The sequence below is a fragment of the Bacteroides faecalis genome (assembly GCF_003865075.1).
Lineage (GTDB): Bacteria > Bacteroidota > Bacteroidia > Bacteroidales > Bacteroidaceae > Bacteroides > Bacteroides faecalis.
In genome coordinates this window covers 69,797-90,451 of record NZ_BHWB01000010.1, presented here as the reverse complement: position 1 = coordinate 90,451, position 20,655 = coordinate 69,797, and the positions used below count along the sequence as shown (strand labels likewise).

16 protein-coding genes and 4 pseudogenes are annotated in these 20,655 nt (G+C 36.1%); 14 read left to right on the top strand and 6 right to left on the bottom strand.

From position 1 onward, the window contains the following. Positions 1-2: 2 nt before the first annotated feature. From EJF25_RS16305 to EJF25_RS16290, 4 genes are all read left to right on the top strand, one after another. Positions 3-2,207: a hypothetical protein gene (locus tag EJF25_RS16305; protein ID WP_200832928.1), complete on the top strand. Its 2,205-nt coding sequence runs from the start codon at positions 3-5 to the stop codon at positions 2,205-2,207. Beyond that, entirely contained in the window at positions 2,194-3,246 is a 1,053-nt protein-coding gene (locus EJF25_RS16300) for a DUF1848 domain-containing protein (protein ID WP_015532749.1), read from the top strand. The genes EJF25_RS16305 and EJF25_RS16300 overlap by 14 nt, the downstream gene beginning before the upstream one ends. A gap of 36 nt (positions 3,247-3,282) precedes the next feature. Further along, entirely contained in the window at positions 3,283-4,950 is a 1,668-nt protein-coding gene (locus EJF25_RS16295) for an RNA/DNA-binding domain-containing protein (RefSeq protein WP_125041970.1), read from the top strand. Positions 4,951-5,070: 120 nt separating this feature from the next. Continuing rightward, on the top strand, positions 5,071-5,352 hold the full coding sequence (locus EJF25_RS16290) for a helix-turn-helix domain-containing protein (protein WP_015532751.1): 282 nt from the start codon (positions 5,071-5,073) through the stop codon (positions 5,350-5,352). 410 nt (positions 5,353-5,762) lie between these two features. Here EJF25_RS16290 and EJF25_RS16285 read toward each other — a convergent pair whose 3' ends face one another. From EJF25_RS16285 to EJF25_RS25790, 5 genes are all read right to left on the bottom strand, one after another. Then, positions 5,763-6,032 carry a helix-turn-helix domain-containing protein gene (locus tag EJF25_RS16285; RefSeq protein ID WP_125041969.1) on the bottom strand — a complete coding sequence of 90 codons (270 nt, stop codon included), beginning with the start codon at positions 6,030-6,032 and terminating at the stop codon, positions 5,763-5,765. Then, complete coding sequence (locus EJF25_RS16280; RefSeq protein ID WP_125041968.1) at positions 6,029-6,499, bottom strand: hypothetical protein; 471 nt, start codon at positions 6,497-6,499, stop codon at positions 6,029-6,031. Before EJF25_RS16280 ends, EJF25_RS16285 begins: the two co-directional genes overlap by 4 nt. A gap of 150 nt (positions 6,500-6,649) precedes the next feature. Beyond that, positions 6,650-7,810, bottom strand: coding sequence for a site-specific integrase (locus tag EJF25_RS16275; RefSeq protein WP_125041967.1), 1,161 nt, complete (start codon positions 7,808-7,810; stop codon positions 6,650-6,652). A 19-nt stretch (positions 7,811-7,829) separates the two neighbouring features. Then, positions 7,830-8,609, bottom strand: coding sequence for a site-specific integrase (locus tag EJF25_RS16270; protein WP_235016834.1), 780 nt, complete (start codon positions 8,607-8,609; stop codon positions 7,830-7,832). A gap of 3 nt (positions 8,610-8,612) precedes the next feature. Next, positions 8,613-8,993: an Arm DNA-binding domain-containing protein gene (locus tag EJF25_RS25790; protein WP_235016833.1), complete on the bottom strand. Its 381-nt coding sequence runs from the start codon at positions 8,991-8,993 to the stop codon at positions 8,613-8,615. 414 nt (positions 8,994-9,407) lie between these two features. Here EJF25_RS25790 and EJF25_RS16265 point away from each other — a divergent pair. The 4 pseudogenes from EJF25_RS16265 to EJF25_RS16250 all read left to right on the top strand — a co-directional run. Beyond that, a pseudogene (locus EJF25_RS16265) lies at positions 9,408-10,038 on the top strand (DUF3737 family protein); the annotation flags it as partial. Next, positions 10,035-10,901: pseudogene (locus EJF25_RS16260) on the top strand (MalY/PatB family protein). The pseudogenes EJF25_RS16265 and EJF25_RS16260, both read left to right, overlap by 4 nt. Before the next feature lie 276 nt (positions 10,902-11,177). Continuing rightward, positions 11,178-12,052, top strand: a pseudogene (locus EJF25_RS16255) (AraC family transcriptional regulator). 88 nt (positions 12,053-12,140) lie between these two features. After that, positions 12,141-12,563 (top strand): annotated as a pseudogene (locus tag EJF25_RS16250) (pyridoxamine 5'-phosphate oxidase family protein). Positions 12,564-12,669: 106 nt separating this feature from the next. Here the strand turns inward: EJF25_RS16250 and EJF25_RS16245 are convergent. After that, positions 12,670-13,830: a purple acid phosphatase family protein gene (locus EJF25_RS16245; RefSeq protein WP_125041966.1), complete on the bottom strand. Its 1,161-nt coding sequence runs from the start codon at positions 13,828-13,830 to the stop codon at positions 12,670-12,672. A 448-nt stretch (positions 13,831-14,278) separates the two neighbouring features. On the opposite strand from EJF25_RS16245, the gene EJF25_RS16240 reads away from it, so the two are divergent. From EJF25_RS16240 to EJF25_RS16215, 6 genes are all read left to right on the top strand, one after another. After that, entirely contained in the window at positions 14,279-14,953 is a 675-nt protein-coding gene (locus EJF25_RS16240; RefSeq protein ID WP_125041965.1) for a MarC family protein, read from the top strand. Positions 14,954-15,007: 54 nt separating this feature from the next. Then, positions 15,008-16,552 (top strand): M20/M25/M40 family metallo-hydrolase, encoded by a 1,545-nt coding sequence (locus tag EJF25_RS16235; protein ID WP_125041964.1) that lies wholly within the window; start codon positions 15,008-15,010, stop codon positions 16,550-16,552. A 368-nt stretch (positions 16,553-16,920) separates the two neighbouring features. Continuing rightward, a complete protein-coding gene (locus EJF25_RS16230) occupies positions 16,921-17,787 on the top strand; it encodes a DUF488 domain-containing protein (RefSeq protein WP_235016832.1) in 867 nt (288 codons plus the stop codon). 89 nt (positions 17,788-17,876) lie between these two features. Further along, positions 17,877-18,617, top strand: a complete 741-nt coding sequence (locus tag EJF25_RS16225) for a DUF8757 domain-containing protein (protein ID WP_235016831.1) — start codon at positions 17,877-17,879, stop codon at positions 18,615-18,617. Between the two features lie 3 nt (positions 18,618-18,620). After that, the gene (locus tag EJF25_RS16220; RefSeq protein WP_125041962.1) at positions 18,621-19,538 is read left to right on the top strand and encodes a helix-turn-helix domain-containing protein; all 918 of its coding nucleotides are present in this window, start codon (positions 18,621-18,623) and stop codon (positions 19,536-19,538) included. Between the two features lie 68 nt (positions 19,539-19,606). Beyond that, positions 19,607-20,608 carry an aldo/keto reductase gene (locus EJF25_RS16215; protein WP_007481931.1) on the top strand — a complete coding sequence of 334 codons (1,002 nt, stop codon included), beginning with the start codon at positions 19,607-19,609 and terminating at the stop codon, positions 20,606-20,608. Positions 20,609-20,655: the final 47 nt, after the last annotated feature.

The window sequence follows — 20,655 nt, the reverse complement described above, 5'->3', positions numbered from 1 at the left end:
TTATGAAATTCTATATACCGACATCAAGTTTAAATATGGACAATCTACTTCAGTCTGAATGTATTTTGCCTATATCACATTATGTTCAACGGCTAAGTGGGTATAAATTATATGAACAAATAGAGGAACTTCGTCCTTTTAACGCTATCGTATTATTTAAATATCCAGTTCAATTTACTATTAACGACGTTGGACGCTATAATTATCCAGTGCTTATTGAGTTTGAAGATGATGTACAAACTCAAGATTTTTATGAAAACGAAATACAAGATGGTGTTTGTATTTGTTCTCATACTCTGAATCTGACTCCTACAAATTGCTGTTTCTATTTTTTCTCTGAGCAAGCATATAAAATTACTTTAGTAAATACCCGAAGTAATAAATCCATCAAATACTATAATAATTATTCTATAGTCCCAAATGCCAATAAGTTTAAAACAAGACCACTTCCGAAACTTACGTCTATTTCACATTATGAAGTAGGAGTATTTGAAGATGGAATTATTGATAAACAAAAGGGCGTATTATATGCATATCTCTTAGGAGAGCAGAAATCTGTTAATCATGATTTAGCGGTACAATTAAGGCTTACTCAAGATATATACAACATATTAACCAGTCTTATTTCTACTCCTTCATCTATAACTGTTTTTGGTGAGAAATTATCTTTTTTGTTAGATGAATATAAGAAAATTGATTTAACAGAGAGGAATAGTACAGAACAATTTGAAGTTAACTTGAAGAATGAATTGGGAAACAGATTTTATTTCCTTAAAGGATGTTTAATAGGATTTCTCAAGAATATAAATTGTTGGGATTATATATTCACCTCTTTATGCAAAAAATGGGGATGTTATTTTCTCCCCCAAGTTCCGGAGCTACATACTAAAGATGATTATTTAAGGCTTCGATCTGACATAGAAAAGAGAACAGCATATGCAGTTGATGTCTTACAAAAAAGTCTACCCCCATCTACTTTGAATGATATTTCAATGAATGGAAATACTATTTCAATTTCTAATGCTCCATTAGTTAATGCCGTTATCGATTATGTAATAAAAAATAAACAAACAGTAGAAAAGTTATATGCTAATCGCCTTGGTTTTTATATGGGAGTGATGGAGACCATTGTACCTATATTAAAGGGACAAATAGGTGAAATCAATTGGAAGAAGTCTAAAGAACGAGCATACATAAATGATTTACATGCATTTATTAACGATCCGGCCATCCATTTTGAAATAAATAGAATTGATAACATTGAACTCAAATCTATAGCTGCATTTATATTAAAAGGCCAAAGTTACAATGATTGTATGGCTTTGTGCAAAATGGCAGAATTTGAAAATTATCGTTATATTCTTTCCTTGTGGGGTAGCTTATGTGGTTATATGGAAATGAATAAGGAGGCATTATCCGATATTCTCAACATGTCAACATATTCACTCGTATATAAAAAATTATATGGGAAAAACATGGGAATCTTGTCTCATGATATTGCCAATTCAGAATCTTTTATTAATTGCAGCTCAGAAGAAATTGAAAAACGATCTTGTAAGTTTTCAAAGGAAGAATTATCTTTTATTCTAAAATCAGTAAACTTCAAGGAAGTCACTCAATTGGTAAATAAATTAGAATCGTTTTTATCCGTTTCATCAAAACCTATAAACGAGTGTTTTGAAGATGCTATTAATGAAACGCTATCGAAGAGAGCTAAGAAACAAAAAGAGTTAGCTTGGTTGTCCTTAAAAATCTATCAATCTGTAGATAATTATGATGCATTTTGCACAATATTAGAAAAGAACAACTTGTCTAAAACTGTACAAAAAAATATTTTGAGACATTTTGGTCATAACGAAGAGAAGAAAGGCAAAATCAAAATAAAGAAACAGGATACTCCTTTGTTATTTCCCGAAATGAATAAAGCAACTTCTATAACCCAAAGCATATCAAATCGTTTGCCTAACATTCCGTCCTTTGTAGGATTAGATAAGAATGTATTAAGACGTCTCGAACAAAATTGGTCATTTACAGCATCAAAATATCCTAGCAACAAAGAAGAGCACATTCGTTTCTTTATAAATCTTTGCAAGAAAGAAGGCTTTTTAGGAAATGCAAAAGGACCAACGTCCTTAACATATGTGTTTACACAGGAAATGGCATCTAAAGTTGAAAAAGAATTATTAATATACTATGATATTAGATAAAATTACAATAAAGAATGACTCTGGTATGATTGTAGAAGCAACAGCTCCTGTTATTATTTCAGCAAGTCGTTCTACAGACATACCAGCTTTTTATGCCAAATGGTTTTTCAACCGTTTGACAAAAGGTTATTGTGTATGGTACAATCCGTTCAATCAACAGCCAATGTACATTTCTTTTAAGAATTGTAAGGTTATTGTTTTTTGGACAAAGAACCCCAAACCGATATTGCCATATTTGCACAAACTTGATGAACGTAGAATTCATTATTATTTTCAATTTACTCTTAACGATTATATAAATGAAGGATTTGAGCCAAATGTCCCGTCTATTGAAGAAAGAATCGAAACATTTAAGCAATTATCTCAAATGATAGGTAAAGAGAGAGTGATATGGAGATTTGATCCACTTATAATCACTTCATCTATAAGCCCAAGAGAGTTGCTTAAAAGAATATGGAATGTCGGCAATAAACTGAAAGGATATACTGACAAGTTGGTTTTCAGCTTTATAGATGTAAAAGCATATCGAAAAGTTCAAAATAATCTCGTAAAAGAAACAATGTTCTTTACGAAAGAGGATGTTGAAAATGCAGAAGCAAACCATGCTCAGCGAATAGAAATTGTTGAAGGTCTTCAGAAAATTCGATCCATTTGGAAAGAACAAGGATGGAATGTTGAAATGGCAACTTGTGCAGAAGATATAGATTTAGAGTCTTATGGCATAGAACATAATCGTTGTATTGACGGAGAACTTATGAAACGCATATTCTCTGACGATAAAGAATTAGTTTATTATCTTCATACATTGAAATGGCCGGAAAGAGATATGTTTGGAGAACTTCCGCCAATCCCCCAAAATACGAAAAATGTTAAAGATTCCGGACAACGCAAGGTTTGTGGATGTATGGTGAGTAAAGATATTGGAATGTATAATACTTGTCGTCATTTCTGTGTATATTGTTATGCCAACACAAGTAAAAAAATGGTAATGGACAATATGAGAAAGCATTCTGATGAAAGTGAAAGTATTATTGAATAAGTGTGTCAGTGTAATCCAAAATGCATAAATAGATCAATGTTAGAACTTGAACTACAACAATATCTACATCGTGAATATCCGCAAGAAAATACTTATTGCGAGTGGAAGGAATTTAAGAATTTGAAGAACTCATTCTGCGGGGACGAGAAAGATGATGTCATTTCGTATGTGTCTGCCATTGCCAATATGGAAGGTGGACACTTGGTGATTGGTGTACACGATAAAACATTGAAGATTGTCGGAACGGACACATACAATTATGATAAGCAAAAAGCAATACTGCGACTGACAGAAAGATGCGTAAATCTTTCAACAGAAGGCTTGGATATAGATGAGTTCATCACAGATGATACCAATCGTAAAGTATGGGTTATCCATATTCCTAAACATCTACCTAAGCGCCCTGTGTTTGCGCATAATAAGGCATGGCAGCGAATTGAGGATTTTCTCGTAGAAATGACTACTGAACGCATGAGTGCAATTCTTGATGAACCTATTTTCAGCGAAACGGATTGGTCCGCACAAATCGTACCTAATGCTACGATTGATGACCTTGATGAAGTTGCCATAGCTAAAGCTCGTATGATGTTCAAGAAAGTACATAGCCGAATACCTGAAGCCGAAGTAAATGCATGGACTGTGGAAACATTCTTGAGCAAATGTGGCATAATGAAGAACGGAGGAATTACTCGTGCCGCAATAATCCTTCTTGGTAAATATGAAGCTGCTTTCAAGTTACGTCCGGCTGTTGCACAAGTGACTTGGACAAGGCGGGATGAAAAGCAGGATGTAGTGGATTACGAACACTTCACCGTGCCATTTATATTAACCGTAGATGAGATTTTATCAAAGATTGAAAATCTGACAATGCGTGAAATGCCAGGAGGTACACTCTTCCCTGACACTATGAAGCAATACGATGACTATACCATCCGCGAAGCACTTCATAATTGTATTGCACATCAAGACTACACGATGCAGCAGCGAATCAATTTCGTGGAAAATCCGACATACCTCTATTACTCCAATGCAGGGAGTTTTATTCCTGGCACGTTGGAGAATGCTTTAACGAATGAGGAACCTCAAGCATATTTTCGCAATGAATGTCTTTGCAGGGCAATGGTTGATTTCAACATGATAGATACAGTAAGTAGGGGCATAAAGAAGATGTTCAATGAACAATGGCGTCGCCATTTTCCAATGCCTGATTATGAAATTGACGCTAAAAACAGAAAAGTATCGGTACGCATTTATGGCAATGAGATAAATGAACAATATACCAACTTGCTCAAAACAGACAACTCATTGACCTTGTGGGATTGCATATCATTAGATGCCATCCAAAAGGGCAGAACCATTCATGAGGACATTGCGCATGATTTATTGAACAGAGGGCTCATTGAGGGCGAAGCCCCCAATTATACAATCTCTTTAGGGATTGCTAAAGCTACTCGTCAACTGCAAGGTTACACCAAGCAGAAAGGACTTGATAAGGAAAAAATCAAACAGATGATTTTGCAGTATCTTAAGAATGCTGGTACAGATGGAGCCAAGCGTGATAGCATTTATGAGTACGTCAAAGACGTAATGCCGCAAGTCAAGACAAACGAACAGCAATTGAGACTATTAGGGGATATACTTAGTGCGTTAAGTGCCGATAAACTTATTTATGCAAAAGGGCGGATATGGTTCTTAAAAGAATAGTCATAACGGAAGATTATGACGGTTTATCCCAATTATAGCGGAATTTATAACGGATTTCGTCATATTATAGCGGATAATGAAATCCGATTAACTCATGTCAAATTCGTAAATTGAAGAAGTATGTTATTAGGAGAAAGAATAAAAGAGTTAAGAGAGCAACACGGAGTACTGCAAAGACAATTAGCAGCCTTGCTTGAAATAGATACTCCGATGTTCAGCAAAATAGAGCGCGGTGACAGACGTGCCAAACGAACACAAGTAATACAATTGGCTGAATATTTCAAGGTAGATAAGAATGAACTTCTCACTCTGTGGTTAGCAGACAAAGTATTAGATGCGGTAGAGGATGAAGATGAATTAAAACACGATGCGATAGAGGTCGCACAAAAAAGAATAGGCTAATACTTACAATTGTCGGGAACTATATGGTATCATAATAATCTAATTCCCGACATTATTATTTGATACTCAAATTACTAAATTGCAATATTCGGTTCAAGCGTGGAACTGCAAATGCCACGTCTAAATTGAAGGTCGTAGGAAACCTGTAGTACGGATATGGTAATAGCAGCCCACGCTATAGCGTGAGAACCACTATGCCTTCCTTGTACTACATCTGAAAATTTCCTACGTTTTCAATTTACAAGATAAGCATAACGCTTCTTTCTTTTCTAATATGTCTTGGAAAGAGTAGCACTCTATCCGAGTGCAAAAATACGCAAAAAATGCGTTAATCACTTATTTTATTGACATTTTCTTTGATTTAGTGCGTTCTATCATATATCCTCATAAAAAAATAGAATATGCGTAATTCATTTGCTAATACTTATCAGTGTTTCCCCAAAGAATGAAGAAAGCAGCGATATGGTCTTAATCGTAAAATTATGCTGTCCGCTTAGCCACTTGGTCACTTCGCTTGGGCGTTTGCCCAATGCCTGTGCAAATTGCAATTTGGATAAGCCTCGCTCCGTCATCAGTTCATAGATACGGTTGGAAATGGCAAATTCCAAAGACACCTCTTGCTGAATAGCCGGAGAGGTGCTTGCCAACATTTCATCAAAAGAAGTCTTTATCGTTTTCATATATCAAAGGTATTTTTGGTTTCTATTGTATTTTCCGTTACCAATATAGACCCGTTTTTAACTCCCTCTGTTATGAGCTTGTCAAAATTCTGTAGGGTGATAACGTAACCTTTCAGCGTGTCATCCTCGTTGTAGGTTCCGGTAGCTTTCACTCCACCGTTGCCAAGTATGAGGATCTTATCTGACAACCTCAAACAATACAGGCGCAAACGTGATTTCAAGACAGGCAAGGCGCATACCCTGTCGCTCATTTTTCCTTCCGGACGAAAAAAACGCTCAAATGCGCCAAAGTCCGCTATACGCCCGATTATATTCAAAAGGCGTTCAAAATCTTCGTTATAAACCGATTCATCCCTAAATTTGGCGTAGAAACGTTCAAACTCGCTCTCGTCTTCCGACAAGAATTGAATGGAATATATCGTGCAGTTCTTGGCTGCCTTTACCAATCTTAATTCAGCTTCACTCATATTCTTTATTTCTTTCCTGTACAAAAGTACAATTAATATTTTACTTATAAATAAAATATGGTATTTTTTTATGCTAAAATAACAGCAAAATAAACTTCTCAAAAAGAGGGAAAGAAAAAAATAATCTTCCCCCGGATTATCGGTATTTGGCTAACCGAAAATTCCGTTAGCCAAATTTACCGCTTCCGCTTTTTTCTCCATGTTCACCGAGGCATAGACTTGCGTAGAAACTATGCTCCCATGTCCCAATATCTTACTCACTGAATACAACTCTGCACCTGCCGTAATCGCCAGCGTTGCGGCGGAATGTCGGCTGCTGTGGTAGGTGAAATCCTTTTCTATCCCTGCCTTTTCCTTGATGCGTTGTACATACTTTGCCACGTTGTCGGGCTTCTTCACCAACGGGAAGATAATGCCGTCCTCTCCATTGTCAGGACGGGGCGGCAACAATGAAAGAGCCAACTCATTGAGCGGTACGGTCACAAGCCGTTTTGTCTTGTGTTGGATAATGGAAACCGCCTGCACCTCGCCTATGGTCTTGATGTCACTCCACCGAAGCCGTTGCATATCCCCGAGCCGAAGCCCGGTCATGCAGGAAAAACCGAAAGCCTTTTGAACCGTTTGTTCCGTCTGCGTCTCAACGGCAAGGAAGCGTTTCAGTTCGTCCGTTGTCAGATACTCCCGGTGTTTGTCCGGCACGTGAAACCGTTCCTCTTTGGCAAGGTCTTGAACGGGGTTGAACGGTATCAGACCGTCACGCACCGCCTTGTTGAAAATAGCCTTGACTGTTTCCTCGAACAGTACAAGGGTAAAATCAGCCAGTTTGCCGCCGTCTGCCTTGATTTGACCGGGATTACGGTAGTCATCACGCATATACTTGAACAGTCCGCTTATCGTGTCCCTGTTTACATCTTTAAGCAGGATGTCCGGTTTCCTTATCTGTTTCAGATAGGCGGCAATGCGTTTACGCACAACTCCTTTATGCTGTATCATCTTTTTACAGTTCTCGCTGTCTATCGCACTCTGTATATATTCATCGCACCACTGTAGCCAAGTAATTGTTTTTGCCCTCTCGTTTTCTTCCGGCTTCTTCTTTTTGCTTTCAAAAGACGGTGGGTTTAGGATGCGCTGTGCCTGTATCTCACGTGCCTTGTTGTAGGTCTGCCCGTTGATTTTTCTTGCATTGGGTGCATCATCGGGAATGAGATACAGGTGCAGGTTTTCCTTTTTGCGGAAACCTTTCTCGTAATATTCAAGATACAGGCTGCGGTTTCCGGCTGTCAGCTTTCTTTCTTTTATTTCCACTTTCATAGAATTACTTATTTATTGGTTATGCAAACAGATTGTTTACGAGGTTCATTGTCTCGATTTTCTTCTTATCCACTATTTTGGCGTAGATTTCCGTCATTCTGATACTCTTGTGACCGAGTATCTTGCTCACCGTGTAGAGGTCTGCCCCCAATGTCAGCAACAGAGTGGCTGCGGTATGGCGGCTGCAATGATAGGTGATATGCTTCTGTATTCCGGCTTCCTGCATCCATTCATCCAACACCACTTCCACAGTGGTAGAGGTGATACGGAGTTGATGAAATACGGTATCAATGTCTTTAGTCCGGCGGGGTAACCATTTCCGGGCTTCATCCGATAAGGGGATTGTCACCCTGTTTTTTGTCTTTACCTGTTCATGTTCGATGTAAAGCGTCTTTCCGTCAGCCGCCTTGTGCATCTCGCTCCATTTCAAAGTAAGCATATCGCTGTACCGTAGCCCGGTGAAACAAGAGAACAGAAACGCCTTTTTCACTATCTCGTAGCGGCAGGGCGTGGCAATCAGCGTCCGCAGTTCCTCAATGGTAAGAAACTCACGTATCGCATTCTGTTTTTGCAGCTTCTCTTTTGTTTCCAACAGCTTGAACGGGTTGCGATCAATCAGCCCCTCACGGATAGCCTTGTTCAAAGCTGCGGCAAGACGGTTCATGAATATGCGGCAGGTCGTGCTGCTCAATGTCTTTTTCCCGTTATTGAACGTGCAGGTTTTCAGAAAAGCGATGAAACCCTTGCAAAAATCCTTATCCACATCAGCCAGTGCAAAATCCGGCTTACCTATATACAATAGCTATTCTTCCACACGTGCCTGTGCGTTCCGCTTCGACCTCATGCTTGCAGGGCTTAGACCGCATTCCTCGGCGGTATATTCCTCTACCCATGCGCTAGGTGTCATTTTGGACTTCTTTACATCTTCCCAGTTCACAAGCCCTCGCTGTTGAATGTCAAGGATGCGTTGCGCCTTGATTTGCTCCGCCAGTTTACGGGTGTTCTCGTTCTGCTGTCTTGCGGCAGCATTCACTTCCGGTACAAGGTAGAGTTTCCGCCCCTCTTTTCTTCGTTCGCCCCTATAATACATGTCGAGATAGAGGCTTACATTACCGTCATTGAGCCTCTTTTCACGAATGCGAACAGGCTCTTTCATCTTGATTTCCTTCTTTTTTCGTCCCATTTTCTTTCTGTGTTATCCGTTTCTTGGATTTGTTACTATATTGTTTATCAATCACTTATGTACAAAACAAAGATAATTACAGACGGGACAAAAACGGGACAAAACGGGTGCTTTTATATCCAAAATTAGGCAAATATAACAATGCAATCACATATCGCATTTGTATCATAACAAACTGTAAATCAGTGCGATTTAACCGCTTCTGTTATATATCCTTTCCTATGGTTTTACCCGCTTGGAGTAACTGGGTAAAACATCAAATTCTGTAATTTGGATAATAATAGCCGTAATATGTCTATAATGATTTTTCTCTATTCTTTCGAATTTTGCAGTGTCGAAATTAGATAATCAATATATTAATCATTTAAAACAGGTAAGATATGAAACGAATGCCATTATTGGTAGTAACCTCTGAGTTTACAAATGATGGATACAATAGTAGAAGCCCCAAAGATGTTTCGTGAAATGGATGGAGTAAAATTAGAGAATGTGCAGCTTCCCCATGTACAGGAAACTCTTTCGCATTGCCGTAATGTGGAATTAAGAAATGTGCAGGTTAAAAATGCTGATTACCCCTTCGCTCACAGTGCAAATATCCGCATTGAGAATTACAGTCAAAATGGTAACTATTCATTTCTGTAGTGTGAGAATGTGGCGATTCGTAATGCTATTAATCAACTCCAAAGATGCTTTCTGGAATACCGAGCATGTAACGGTGTATGATTCCGAATTGATTGGTGAGTATTTAGGTTGGCATTCGCATAACTTACGTTTGGTGAATTGTAAGATTTCCAGTACACAACCACTCTGCTACGCGCATGATTTCGTAATGGAAAATTGTGTAATGGCTGATGATGCTGACCTCTGCTTTGAATATAGTAGTATAAATGCTACTATAAAGAGTCTTGTACATAGTGTGAAGAATTCTCGTAGCGGAAGTATCATGGCAGAAAGTTATGGTGAAATCATCTTGGATGAAAACATCAAAGCTCCGGGAAATTGCGAATTGAGATTGTGGGATAATACAACCTGTTTCAATCAATGAAATGCAATTTTGATGAGATAATTCTTCGACGTGGGACCTTCTTATAAATGGGATACAGCAAAAGAGGAGAATGTCTTGCCTATGTGGGTAGCCGATATGGATTTTCGTACGGACTCCGGTATATAATTGCTTCTTTTCATCCATTCGTAACAATAGTTGTGAAGTGATTACCAATCCGTTAATTTATCGGGATGGTATTTATTAAATTGATTTTGGTGATTTAGAAAAGAAAGCTGCTGATCCGGAGGTGAAACTTCTATTGTTGAGTAATCCGTACAATCCCGTCGGTAGGGTATGGACAAAGCGGGAGCTGAATTGTATAGGAGAGATCTGTCTTCGGAACGATGTATGGGTAATAGCGGATGAAATTCATTGTGAGCTAGTTTATCTCAGATATATATACTCCTTTTGCATCTATTTCTCCGGAATTTCTGATGCGTTCTGTTACTTGTATCTCACCAAGTAAGGCTTTTGATCTAGCTGGACTGCAGATTGTAAACATCGTTTGTGCCGATGCAGATTTGCGTATAAAGATAGATAAAACTATTAATATAAATGAAGTGTGTGACATAAATCCATTTGGTATAGAAGCATTGATTGCTGCCTATAATGAAGGAGAAGAATGGTTGGAAGAACTGAAGTATTATCTTTTGATAAATTATAACTATCTGAAAGCTTATTTCAGCGAGAATCTCCCGCAATTCCCTGTGACAATGCTTGAAGGTACTTATCTGGTATGGGTGGATTGTTCTGTCCTGCAACAATCTTTTCATACTTTATTGGATAAAGAAAAGTTGCAGGTAAATGATGGGAGTCTCTATGGTAAAGGCTTTATTCGTATCAATATAGCTTGTCCCCGATAAGTGTTAATTGACGGTTTGAATCGTTTGAAACGGGTGTTGATTAGTCAGATTGGCTAATTAGTCAGAAAAGAATTTGATAGTAAACAGATTCCTTACTATACAATAAGAATTGTTTTATAGAAGGAATCTATTTCTGTTTTTTATTTGACATTCTCAGTTAATATTTTTATTGGTTTCAGCTTTAATTAGAAGATTCGGTTTCTTTTTTATTGTTTAGATGTTGTAATCAAAGGAATTTATGTAGATTTGTTATATGTTTATGGAAATACAGATAGCATGAAAAAGCCACTCCCTCAGTACACTTTCTTTAAAACCAAGTATGGTAATGAATTACTGATTGATGTTATAGACCTAAAATATGTGAAGCGATTCTTGAATGAAAATCCAATTCCCACCTTGACTTACTATGATATTACTTTTATAACAGAAGGAGAAGGTGGCTTTTCAATAGATAATCAGAGTTATGAAGCGACTCCGGGTGATGTGTTTTTCTCCCGCCCCGGAGAAGTGCGTCATTGGGATACTACTCATATTGTCAATGGGTTTGCTCTGATTTTTGAGGATTCTTTTTTATCTTCAGTTTTCAAAGATCCTTTGTTCGTGCAACATCTTTCTTTTTTCAGTGTAGGCAAGGCATCATCTAATTTGCATTTGTCAGAAGAACTCTATGTTCATATACTTCAACTATTGAAGAATATCAAGATAGAAATAGATGCATATCTGCAAAATGACGTACTGTACTTCGGGCATTGCTTTATGAAATCCTGATGTTACTCGACCAGGCTTTAAAAAAAATGCTATCAACAGATAATATGAATAAAAGAAATGGGAATATGTATATTACTAAATTTATGGAATTGGTCAATACGCATTTGAAGGAACAGCATACTGTTAGTTTTTATGCGGATAGACTTTGTATTACTCCTAATTATCTAAATGAGATTACTAATATGGTACTGAATACCAATGCTAAACAATATATACAGGATAAAATAATGGATGAAGCTAAAAGGTTATTATTGTACTCTAATTCTTCAATAGCAGAAATTGCATTTAAGTTAAACTTCTCTATGGTAGCTTATTTTGTTCGTCTTTTCCGAAAATGTACAGGAAGTACACCTCTTGTTTATCGTAAAGAGCATAAACCATAAAAAGTGCTATTTCTGTCTTTATTCTTAATACATTACTATTTCCTAATATCCTTACCTTTGCATGATTCAATAACAAATAAATAATGTAATGATGAAAGACGCGGAAAAGACAGTCGGTAATATTATCAACAAACAAAGAATTGCTTTTATAGGTTCAATTGACTCGGATGGTTTCCCAAATATAAAAGTAATGTTATAACCTCGAAAACGGGAAGGAATTCATACTTTTTACTTTACTACAAACACTTCGTCTATGCGGGTAGCACAATTTTTGGAGAACGACCATTCTTGTATTTATTTCTGTGATTCCCGCTTTTTTAGAGGAGTGATGCTGAAAGGTGATATCGAAGTCCTGATAGATCAGGCTAGTAAAGAAATGATATGGGAAGAAGGAGATACGATGTATTATAAAGAAGGGGTTACGGACCTTGACTATTGTGTTCTGAAATTCATTGCAATCTCCGGAAGATATTATAGTAATTTTAAATCTGAGACTTTTGTGATTGAATAGTATTGCCTTGGTATAGTGGGGCTGTGGCTTTTTCATAATAAAAAATAATAGATCCTTTCTTAAAGATTTTTATATCCATACGAGAAAGGATTTATTGAATATTCTTTTATTTAGCGTCGTAAGATAATCTTTTTACTTCTTTTCCAGTCTCATCTTTAATCACAATATTTAGTATTTTTGCATTTGCATTAATCTTCATTACGTTGGTATTGGAGTTTATCAGAATGGGAAAATTAACTCCGTCTGTATTGGGTTGGTTGTATATATGCTGATGCAAATGTGCGCATAGCATTAAGTCGATGCCTGCTTCATTCAAAATAGGTAAGAATGTTTTCTTTGTATGTAACGGACCATGCCATGTGCTTTGAACGGGAGGTACGTGAATCACTACTACTTTGAACGGGGAAGATTTGAATTCTTCGCTTTGCACAACCTTACGTAACCATTCGGCTTGTTCTTCACGATAATTATCGAATGCAGCGGTTCCTAGATATTCGATGTCATTATCCGGTTTATCTTCACCTCCGTCCATGATAATAAAATATACAGGCCCTTCTTTAAAGGAATAATAGGGCATGTTAGTAGGAGTAGGGAAGTACGACATATAGTGTTGGGCGAATTTACCTCTACTTTCATGATTGCCACGAACCATATAGAATGGAGTCTCGGAAGCAAATAGTTTGGTTGCATGATTGACGAAACCTTCAAACATTTGTTGCTCGTTATCCATGTGGCTGACCATATCTCCATTAAATAAAACAAAGTCCGTTTCCCCTTTCTTAAAGTCTTTCAGGAGATTACTAAAAAGAGCATTGTCTCCATGTATGTCATTGACTACCATAAAGTTGACACTGTCTTTATTCCCGTCTAAAGTACGGAAAGTGAGAGGTGCTTTCGAATATACGTTGCTTGCGGTTACCGGACCGTATGTTATTTGATAATCTTGTTCATCAAGTACTTCTTGCGAGAAAATACGATAACGATAAGTAGTCCCTTTAGTTAATTTGTTTATTCTTACTTTATGTACTGTACCAAGCACTTTACGGCCTAAATATGTCTCAAAGTATTGTGGGCGTTGTTCTGCGTAGAAATTCAGTTTATCATTAGGAGCTATTTCTACCCATGACAATGATTTATTGTCAGTCACCCATACAATTGTTGCCTCTGTTTCCGTTACCATTTGTAAATAAGGGCCATAAATGATTTTTATGGCTTGGGCTGATTCCATAATACTCAAAAGTATTAATAGAAATAAGAACTTTTTCATTTTGTATATGATTATAAGATTAAATGAATAATTTTCTTTCGTTTCCTTAGCAAAGATACGCAGAAATATTGAAAGATGAAAGAAAGGTGGCTATCCATATAGGTGACTTGCCGGATTACATCTATTTCTGTTGGATAAATCTGTTTCTATTCGAAAAATATAAACTGTTATTTGCGTTATTAATCCTGTAAAATCAAATTCTGTCTATAAATAATAATAACTTAAATCTTCTTGTAATACATTCGTTTGAGGAAACTTTTTCCGGTTATTCTGAATTCATCAGATTCGTTTTATCCTTTATTAAAAAGCTTGTGATAGTGTTATAGGACCCTTGGGCTTGGTTAAAATATCACAATATGGAAAATATTTGTTCCAATTAAAACATCAATAAGATTAAATCAGTGTTTTACGTAAAGGTTCTATTAATGAAATATTAAAAAACAGCAATATGTCTTTGAGTAATCTTTTGATAATATTTTCATCTTCTTTCATGGCTTTGTTCCCGGTGATAAATCCTCTGGGGAATGGTTTTGTCGTAAATGGTTTTTTTACCGAATTAGATCCTGCACAACGAAAGGCAGCTATTCAAAAACTGATTTTTAATTTTATAATGATTGGCGTAGGTACTTTGGTAATAGGTCATTTGTTTTTATTGATGTTCGGTTTAGCAATTCCTGTAATTCAATTAGGTGGTGGAATACTTATCTGTAAAACGGCTATGGAGTTACTTGGTGATTCGAGCTCTTCTGATACTGAAGAACCTAAACGGAATGTGGATAGTTTCAAATGGAAGAATGTTGAACAGAAGATATTTTATCCGATAACCTTTCCTATAAGTATTGGTCCGGGTAGTATCTCCGTAATATTTACTTTAATGGCATCTGCCAGTGTTGAAGATAAATTGTTGCAAACGGGAGTTAATTATTTAGTTATTGCACTTGTCATCGTGTGTATGGCTGCAATACTTTATATCTTTCTGTCGCAAGGGCAGAAGATTATTCAGAAATTAGGACCAGTTGGGAATCAAATAATTAATAAACTCGTTGCATTTTTTACATTTTGTATTGGCATTCAGATCTCTGTGACAGGGGTATCTCAAATATTTCATCTGAATATATTATAAATGAGTTCTCTCATTTAATAGCTTTTAAAGTATATAACTCCAAATAACGAAAGTATGAAAATGAAAAAGATTTTTGTTACATTATTAATTTTACTGTTTGTATTAGTGTTGGTTTTGGTAGTGCGAACCGTTACCTACAAGTTTGGAAAGGTAGAGATGAATGTTAGTGACAAAGAATTAGTGAATACGGCTCCTTCTGAACAGGCTATACGGCATTTTGTGGGTGGAATACGTATTCCAACAATTAGTAATGAGTTCTATAATGAAACCAATTTCAAACCTTTCGATGAATTTATGAAATATCTTGCTGATTCATATCCGGAGGTTTATCGGGTGATGGATGTGGATACCATTAATAAATACGGCCTAGTCTTCCACTGGAAAGGGAAAAAAAGTAAATTAAATCCTATCTTATTTTTATCTCATTATGATGTTGTTCCTGTGGCAGGTTATGATCCTTCTGCAATGACTCCTTCCGATACTATTTTTCAATTGAACGATAAACCGTTACCATCCATTCAGGCGTATGCAGAAAAATGGGATTATCCTCCATTTTCCGGAGCGGTTGCAAACGGACGAATATACGGACGTGGAACATTGGATATGAAGTGTATGCTGTTCTCGCTGATGGAAGGTGCACGCAACTTGATAAATGAGGGCTTTCAGCCAGAAAGGGATATTTGGTTTGCTTTCGGACATGACGAAGAGGTGAGCGGGCGTCAGGGAGCCCTTAAAATAGCGAATTACTTTAAAGAAAAAGGTTTGCACTTTGATGCAGTTTATGATGAAGGTGGTATTATTGCGGCTCCCGGTTCGGCTATGGAGGCAATACAAGAACCGTTGGCATTAGTTGGAGTCGGAGAAAAAGGATTCCTTACGTTACGTTTTACGGTAAGAGGAATCGGAGGTCATTCTTCGATGCCTCCGGCAAAAAGCTCTTTGATATATGCTGCAGAAATAATTGAAAAATTGAATAGTAATCAGTTTCCGGCACAAATCATTTCTCCTATTGCTAAATTTTTTGATAATGTCGGAGGATATATGGGATTTTTATCGCGGATGGCGATAGCTAACCAATGGTTGCTTGAACCATTATTGTTGAATACAATGGAGAAATCTCCTGCATCCAATGCTTTGGTCCGTACCACAACTGCTGTAACTATGGCTAAAGGAAGTGATGCTCCCAATGTTCTAGCATCGGAAGCTGAGGTTACAGTAAACTTCCGGATCTTGCCTGGTGACTCGGTTGCCGGAGTTATGGAGCATGTACAAAAAATCTGTGAAGGTTATGATGTCTCTATAGATGTAATCTCTCAGCGTGAACCTTCAGGTATCTCTCCCGAAAATGTGAGAGGTTTCCAAATTATAAAAGAAGAGTTAGCCGAAATATATCCTGCTGCAATAGTCACCTCCTATATAACAATTGGAGGTACGGATTCTTATAAATACCAGATTGTGAGCGATGATATTTACCGTTTCTTACCGATCTGTCTCAATCAGTATGAACAACGTACTATTCATAATGAAAATGAGTATATATCATTAGAGAATTTCGGGAAAATACAATGGTATTTTAGAGAGGTAATGCGTAACTATTAATAGCTACTTTTGATGTTCTTTTGGTATAATATTCTGCTATCGTTGTGGCCGGAGGTCTCCATCTATAAGAATCTACTTTTAGTAGAAAATTTCTCCTCCTTTGTTTTGCGGTGCGTACGGAAGATGAACCTTTCTTCTATTCTTCACGTACTCAATATCTTAGCAAGCTCTTAATTCTTTCTCCCACTAATAACCCCACATGTGCAATTCTTTAGATTGCATGGTGTTGCGGTGGTTGTTTGAGTTGGTGCAAAGATAGGCGTTTATTATAGAGTAATAAAATAAAAGAGCCATATTTAACACGAAAATGCAGAGAGTTTTCTTACTTTTGCAATATGTTATATTACAGAAGAAAAATATTATTAGCATTGATTGAAGCATTTGGTGGTCATTTGACTGCCAAACAGCTTCAGAAATATTTGTTTCTTTTTACAAGGAAACAAGAGGAAAAAGCATTTGATTTTATTCCTTATTACTATGGTTGTTTTTCATTCCAAGCAAATCAGGATATAATGACATTAGCTAAATTGGGCTACTTAAGTATTATAAAAAGCGAGAATGGTCGTAGAATACAAATTTGTCAACCCAATAATTATTTGATGATGCTTGATATGTTTGAACAGCAAGCTATAAAAGAAATAAAAGAAAAATTTGGTTGTCTATCTCAAAACGAGTTAATTCGTTACACTTATATCAATTTTCCTTATTACGCAACAAAAAGTACAATAGCAATTAATTTGCTAAATGAGGAAGAATTAGCAGTAATAGATAAGCAAAAAAGAACCTTTGCAGAGCCTCAATTATTCACTATAGGATATGAAGGACGCTCTTTAGAAAAATACATTAATATTCTTCTCGTGAATGATGTACATATTCTCTGTGATGTCCGCAAAAATGCCTATAGTCAAAAATATGGATTTTCAAAAAGTCAATTAGAGAAAGCATGTACAGGAGTAGGTATAAAATATATCCATATACCGCAACTAGGAATAGAATCAGAACAAAGACAAGATTTAAAATCTCAAAAAGATTATGAAATTCTTTTTGAGTCATATGAAAAATCTACCCTAAAAGAAAATTGGGATTATCTTTTATATGTCCGAGAATTGATTGATACAGAGAAACGTGTAGCTTTAACTTGCTTTGAAGAAAGTCACAAACAATGCCATAGAGGAAGAGTTGCGAAATATTTAATGCAACTACCTGACATAACTTATACCCTTAAACATCTATAAAACATGCCTACAACTCGAGTTCTAATTGCTGTAAAACATATCCTACTCTATCGGAAAAATACGATGAATTAATTTGTACTGCTGGTTTCTTGGAAGATGGCACTTGGATAAGAATATATCCTATTCCTTTTCGTAAATTAAGTTATGATAAGAGATATAGTAAATGGCAGTGGATAGAACTTGATTTGGTTAAAAACACAAGTGATTTTAGGAAAGAAAGTTTTCGTCCTGCAAATATAGATAATGAAATAAAAATAGTAGGAGAAATTGGTACAAAAAATGGCTGGGCAAAAAGAAAGTCTATTGTTTTAAAACATGTCCGTTATAATATGGCTGAGCTTATTGAAGAAGCTAAAAATCCCCAAATAGGAACATCATTAGCCGTATTTAAACCTCAAAGAATTATTGATTTTGTTTGGGAAGAATCTACAAGAGAATGGAATAAGCAGAAATTAGATGCTGTATATGCCAATCAAGCCCAACATAGTTTATTTGATGTAGAAGAAACTAAAAGAATATTCAAAGTAGCTAAAAAATTGCCTTATGAGTTCTCATATAAGTTTATATCAGAAGATGGTAAAGAACGAAAACTCATGATTGAAGACTGGGAATTAGGAATGCTTTATTGGAATTGCCTTGCAGCTGCTAATGGAAACGAACAAGTTGCATGTGAAAAAGTAAAAGAGAAATATTTCACAGAATGGTGTAAAAAAGATATATACTTCTTTTTAGGGACAACTAAGAAATTCCATAATGTAGGTACTAATCCTTTTATTATTATCGGAACTTTTTATCCACCCAAGGAGTTACAATTAAGAATTTCTTTTTGAAATATGTCCGAAAGTATTCCACAGTTCTATAAAAGAATCCAGCGTTGTGACCCTCAACTGGGTACAACTTACTCTAAAGAGAAACCATATTTCAATGTTCTTTCCCGACAATGTAATTTTGGGACAGTACAATTCAGTTACAGAGATTTTTATAAAGTCACATTGATTATTGGTGTGGGAAAATTATATTATGCAGATAAATGGATTTTAGTAAATCGTCCTGCTATGTTATTTTCTAATCCTTTAGTCCCTTATGCTTGGGAATCAATCAGTGAAGAACAGAAAGGAATGTTTTGTATATTTAATGAGCAATTTGTACAGTCAGAAGAAAAAAATAGTTCTTTGGCTAATAGTCCATTGTTCAAAGTAACGGGAGATAAAGTTTTCTTCTTGGATAATACACAAATTACCAAAGTGTTGGATATATATACCAAAATGCAGGAAGAAAACCAGTCAGACTATGTAAACAAACATGATGTTTTACGTTGTTATCTTCATTTGTTGATACATACAGCTTTAAAAATGCAGGAGTCTAATAAATATGAATCACATCCGAATGCTTCGCAACGTATTACCGAATTATTTACAGAATTATTGGATAGACAATTTCCTGTTGATTATCCACATTCAGTATTAAGTTTGCGTACTCCTGCTGATTATGCAAACCGTTTGTCTATACACGTTAATCATTTAAATAAAGTGGTAAAAGATACTACTGGAAAAACTACCTCTACAATGATTGCGGAAAGAATAATCAAAGAATGTACCCAGTATTTATTACATAGTAATTTTTCTATTTCAGAAATTGCTTATAGCTTGGGATTTGAAAATATAGCCTATTTCAGTAAATTCTATCGTAAGCACACAGGAAAATCGCCAAGCGAGATTAGAGAACAACAATTATTTGATTTGTGCAAATGATGCTTTGAATAGTGTTAATCAGCCATATTTCCATTACCTAATTTTGTACCGACTAAAAAATATAAATAATGAAGTACAGAAAATTAGGCAAAACAGAAGTAAACCTATCCGCTATCGGATTGGGTTGTATGGGAATGAGTGCTGCGTATGGAGTAGCCGATGAAAAAGAAAGCATTAAGACATTGCATTGTGCTTTAGAACTTGGTATTGATTTCTGGGATACTGCGGATGTGTATGGAAATGGTGCTAATGAAGAATTGCTATCCAAAGTATTAGCAGAAAAAAGAAATCAGATTTTCATTGCAACAAAATTTGGTTTTCGCTTACGCAATAGTCAAGGTAGCGTGTTCGCTGGTGGTGAAAGTTATGTGGATGCTTCTCCAAGATATGTAAAACAAGCTGTAGAGAACAGCCTGAAAAGATTAAATATCGAAACTATAGATTTGTATTATGCGCATCGGATTGACCCCACAATACCAATCGAAGAAACAGTTGAAGCTATGGCAGAGTTAGTAAAAGAGGGTAAAGTACGCTATTTGGGACTAAGCGAATGTTCTTCTGAATCACTGAAAAGAGCTTGTAATGTTCATCCTATATCTGCGGTTGAAAGTGAATATTCTTTATTAACACATGATGTCGAAAAAGAGATTCTGCCATTGACAAAAGAATTAGGTGTAACTTTAGTTCCATTTTCACCGTTAGGCAGAGGTTTAGTAACAAATACTATCAACGTAAATACATTGGAAGAACATGATTTCCGCAAGCATTTGCCACGTTATAACGGTAAATATTGGGAAAATAATCAAAAACTGGCTATCGAAATTGCAGAAATAGCAGAAAGCAAAGGAATAACCCCAGCTCAACTTGCTTTAGCTTGGATATTGGCACAAAGTGAAAATATAATTCCTATTCCGGGAACTAAACATATTAAGTATTTAGAAGAAAATGCAAAAGCGGTAGATGTAAATCTATCAACGGAAGATGTTTCTAATATACAACTGCTTTTAAAAAAATATCCTAATATTGGTAACAGATATAATGAATATGATTTTCAGTTTGTGAATAAATAACTTATTAAAAAAGGAAGTTCTACCACGTTGGTAGGGCTTCTTTCTAT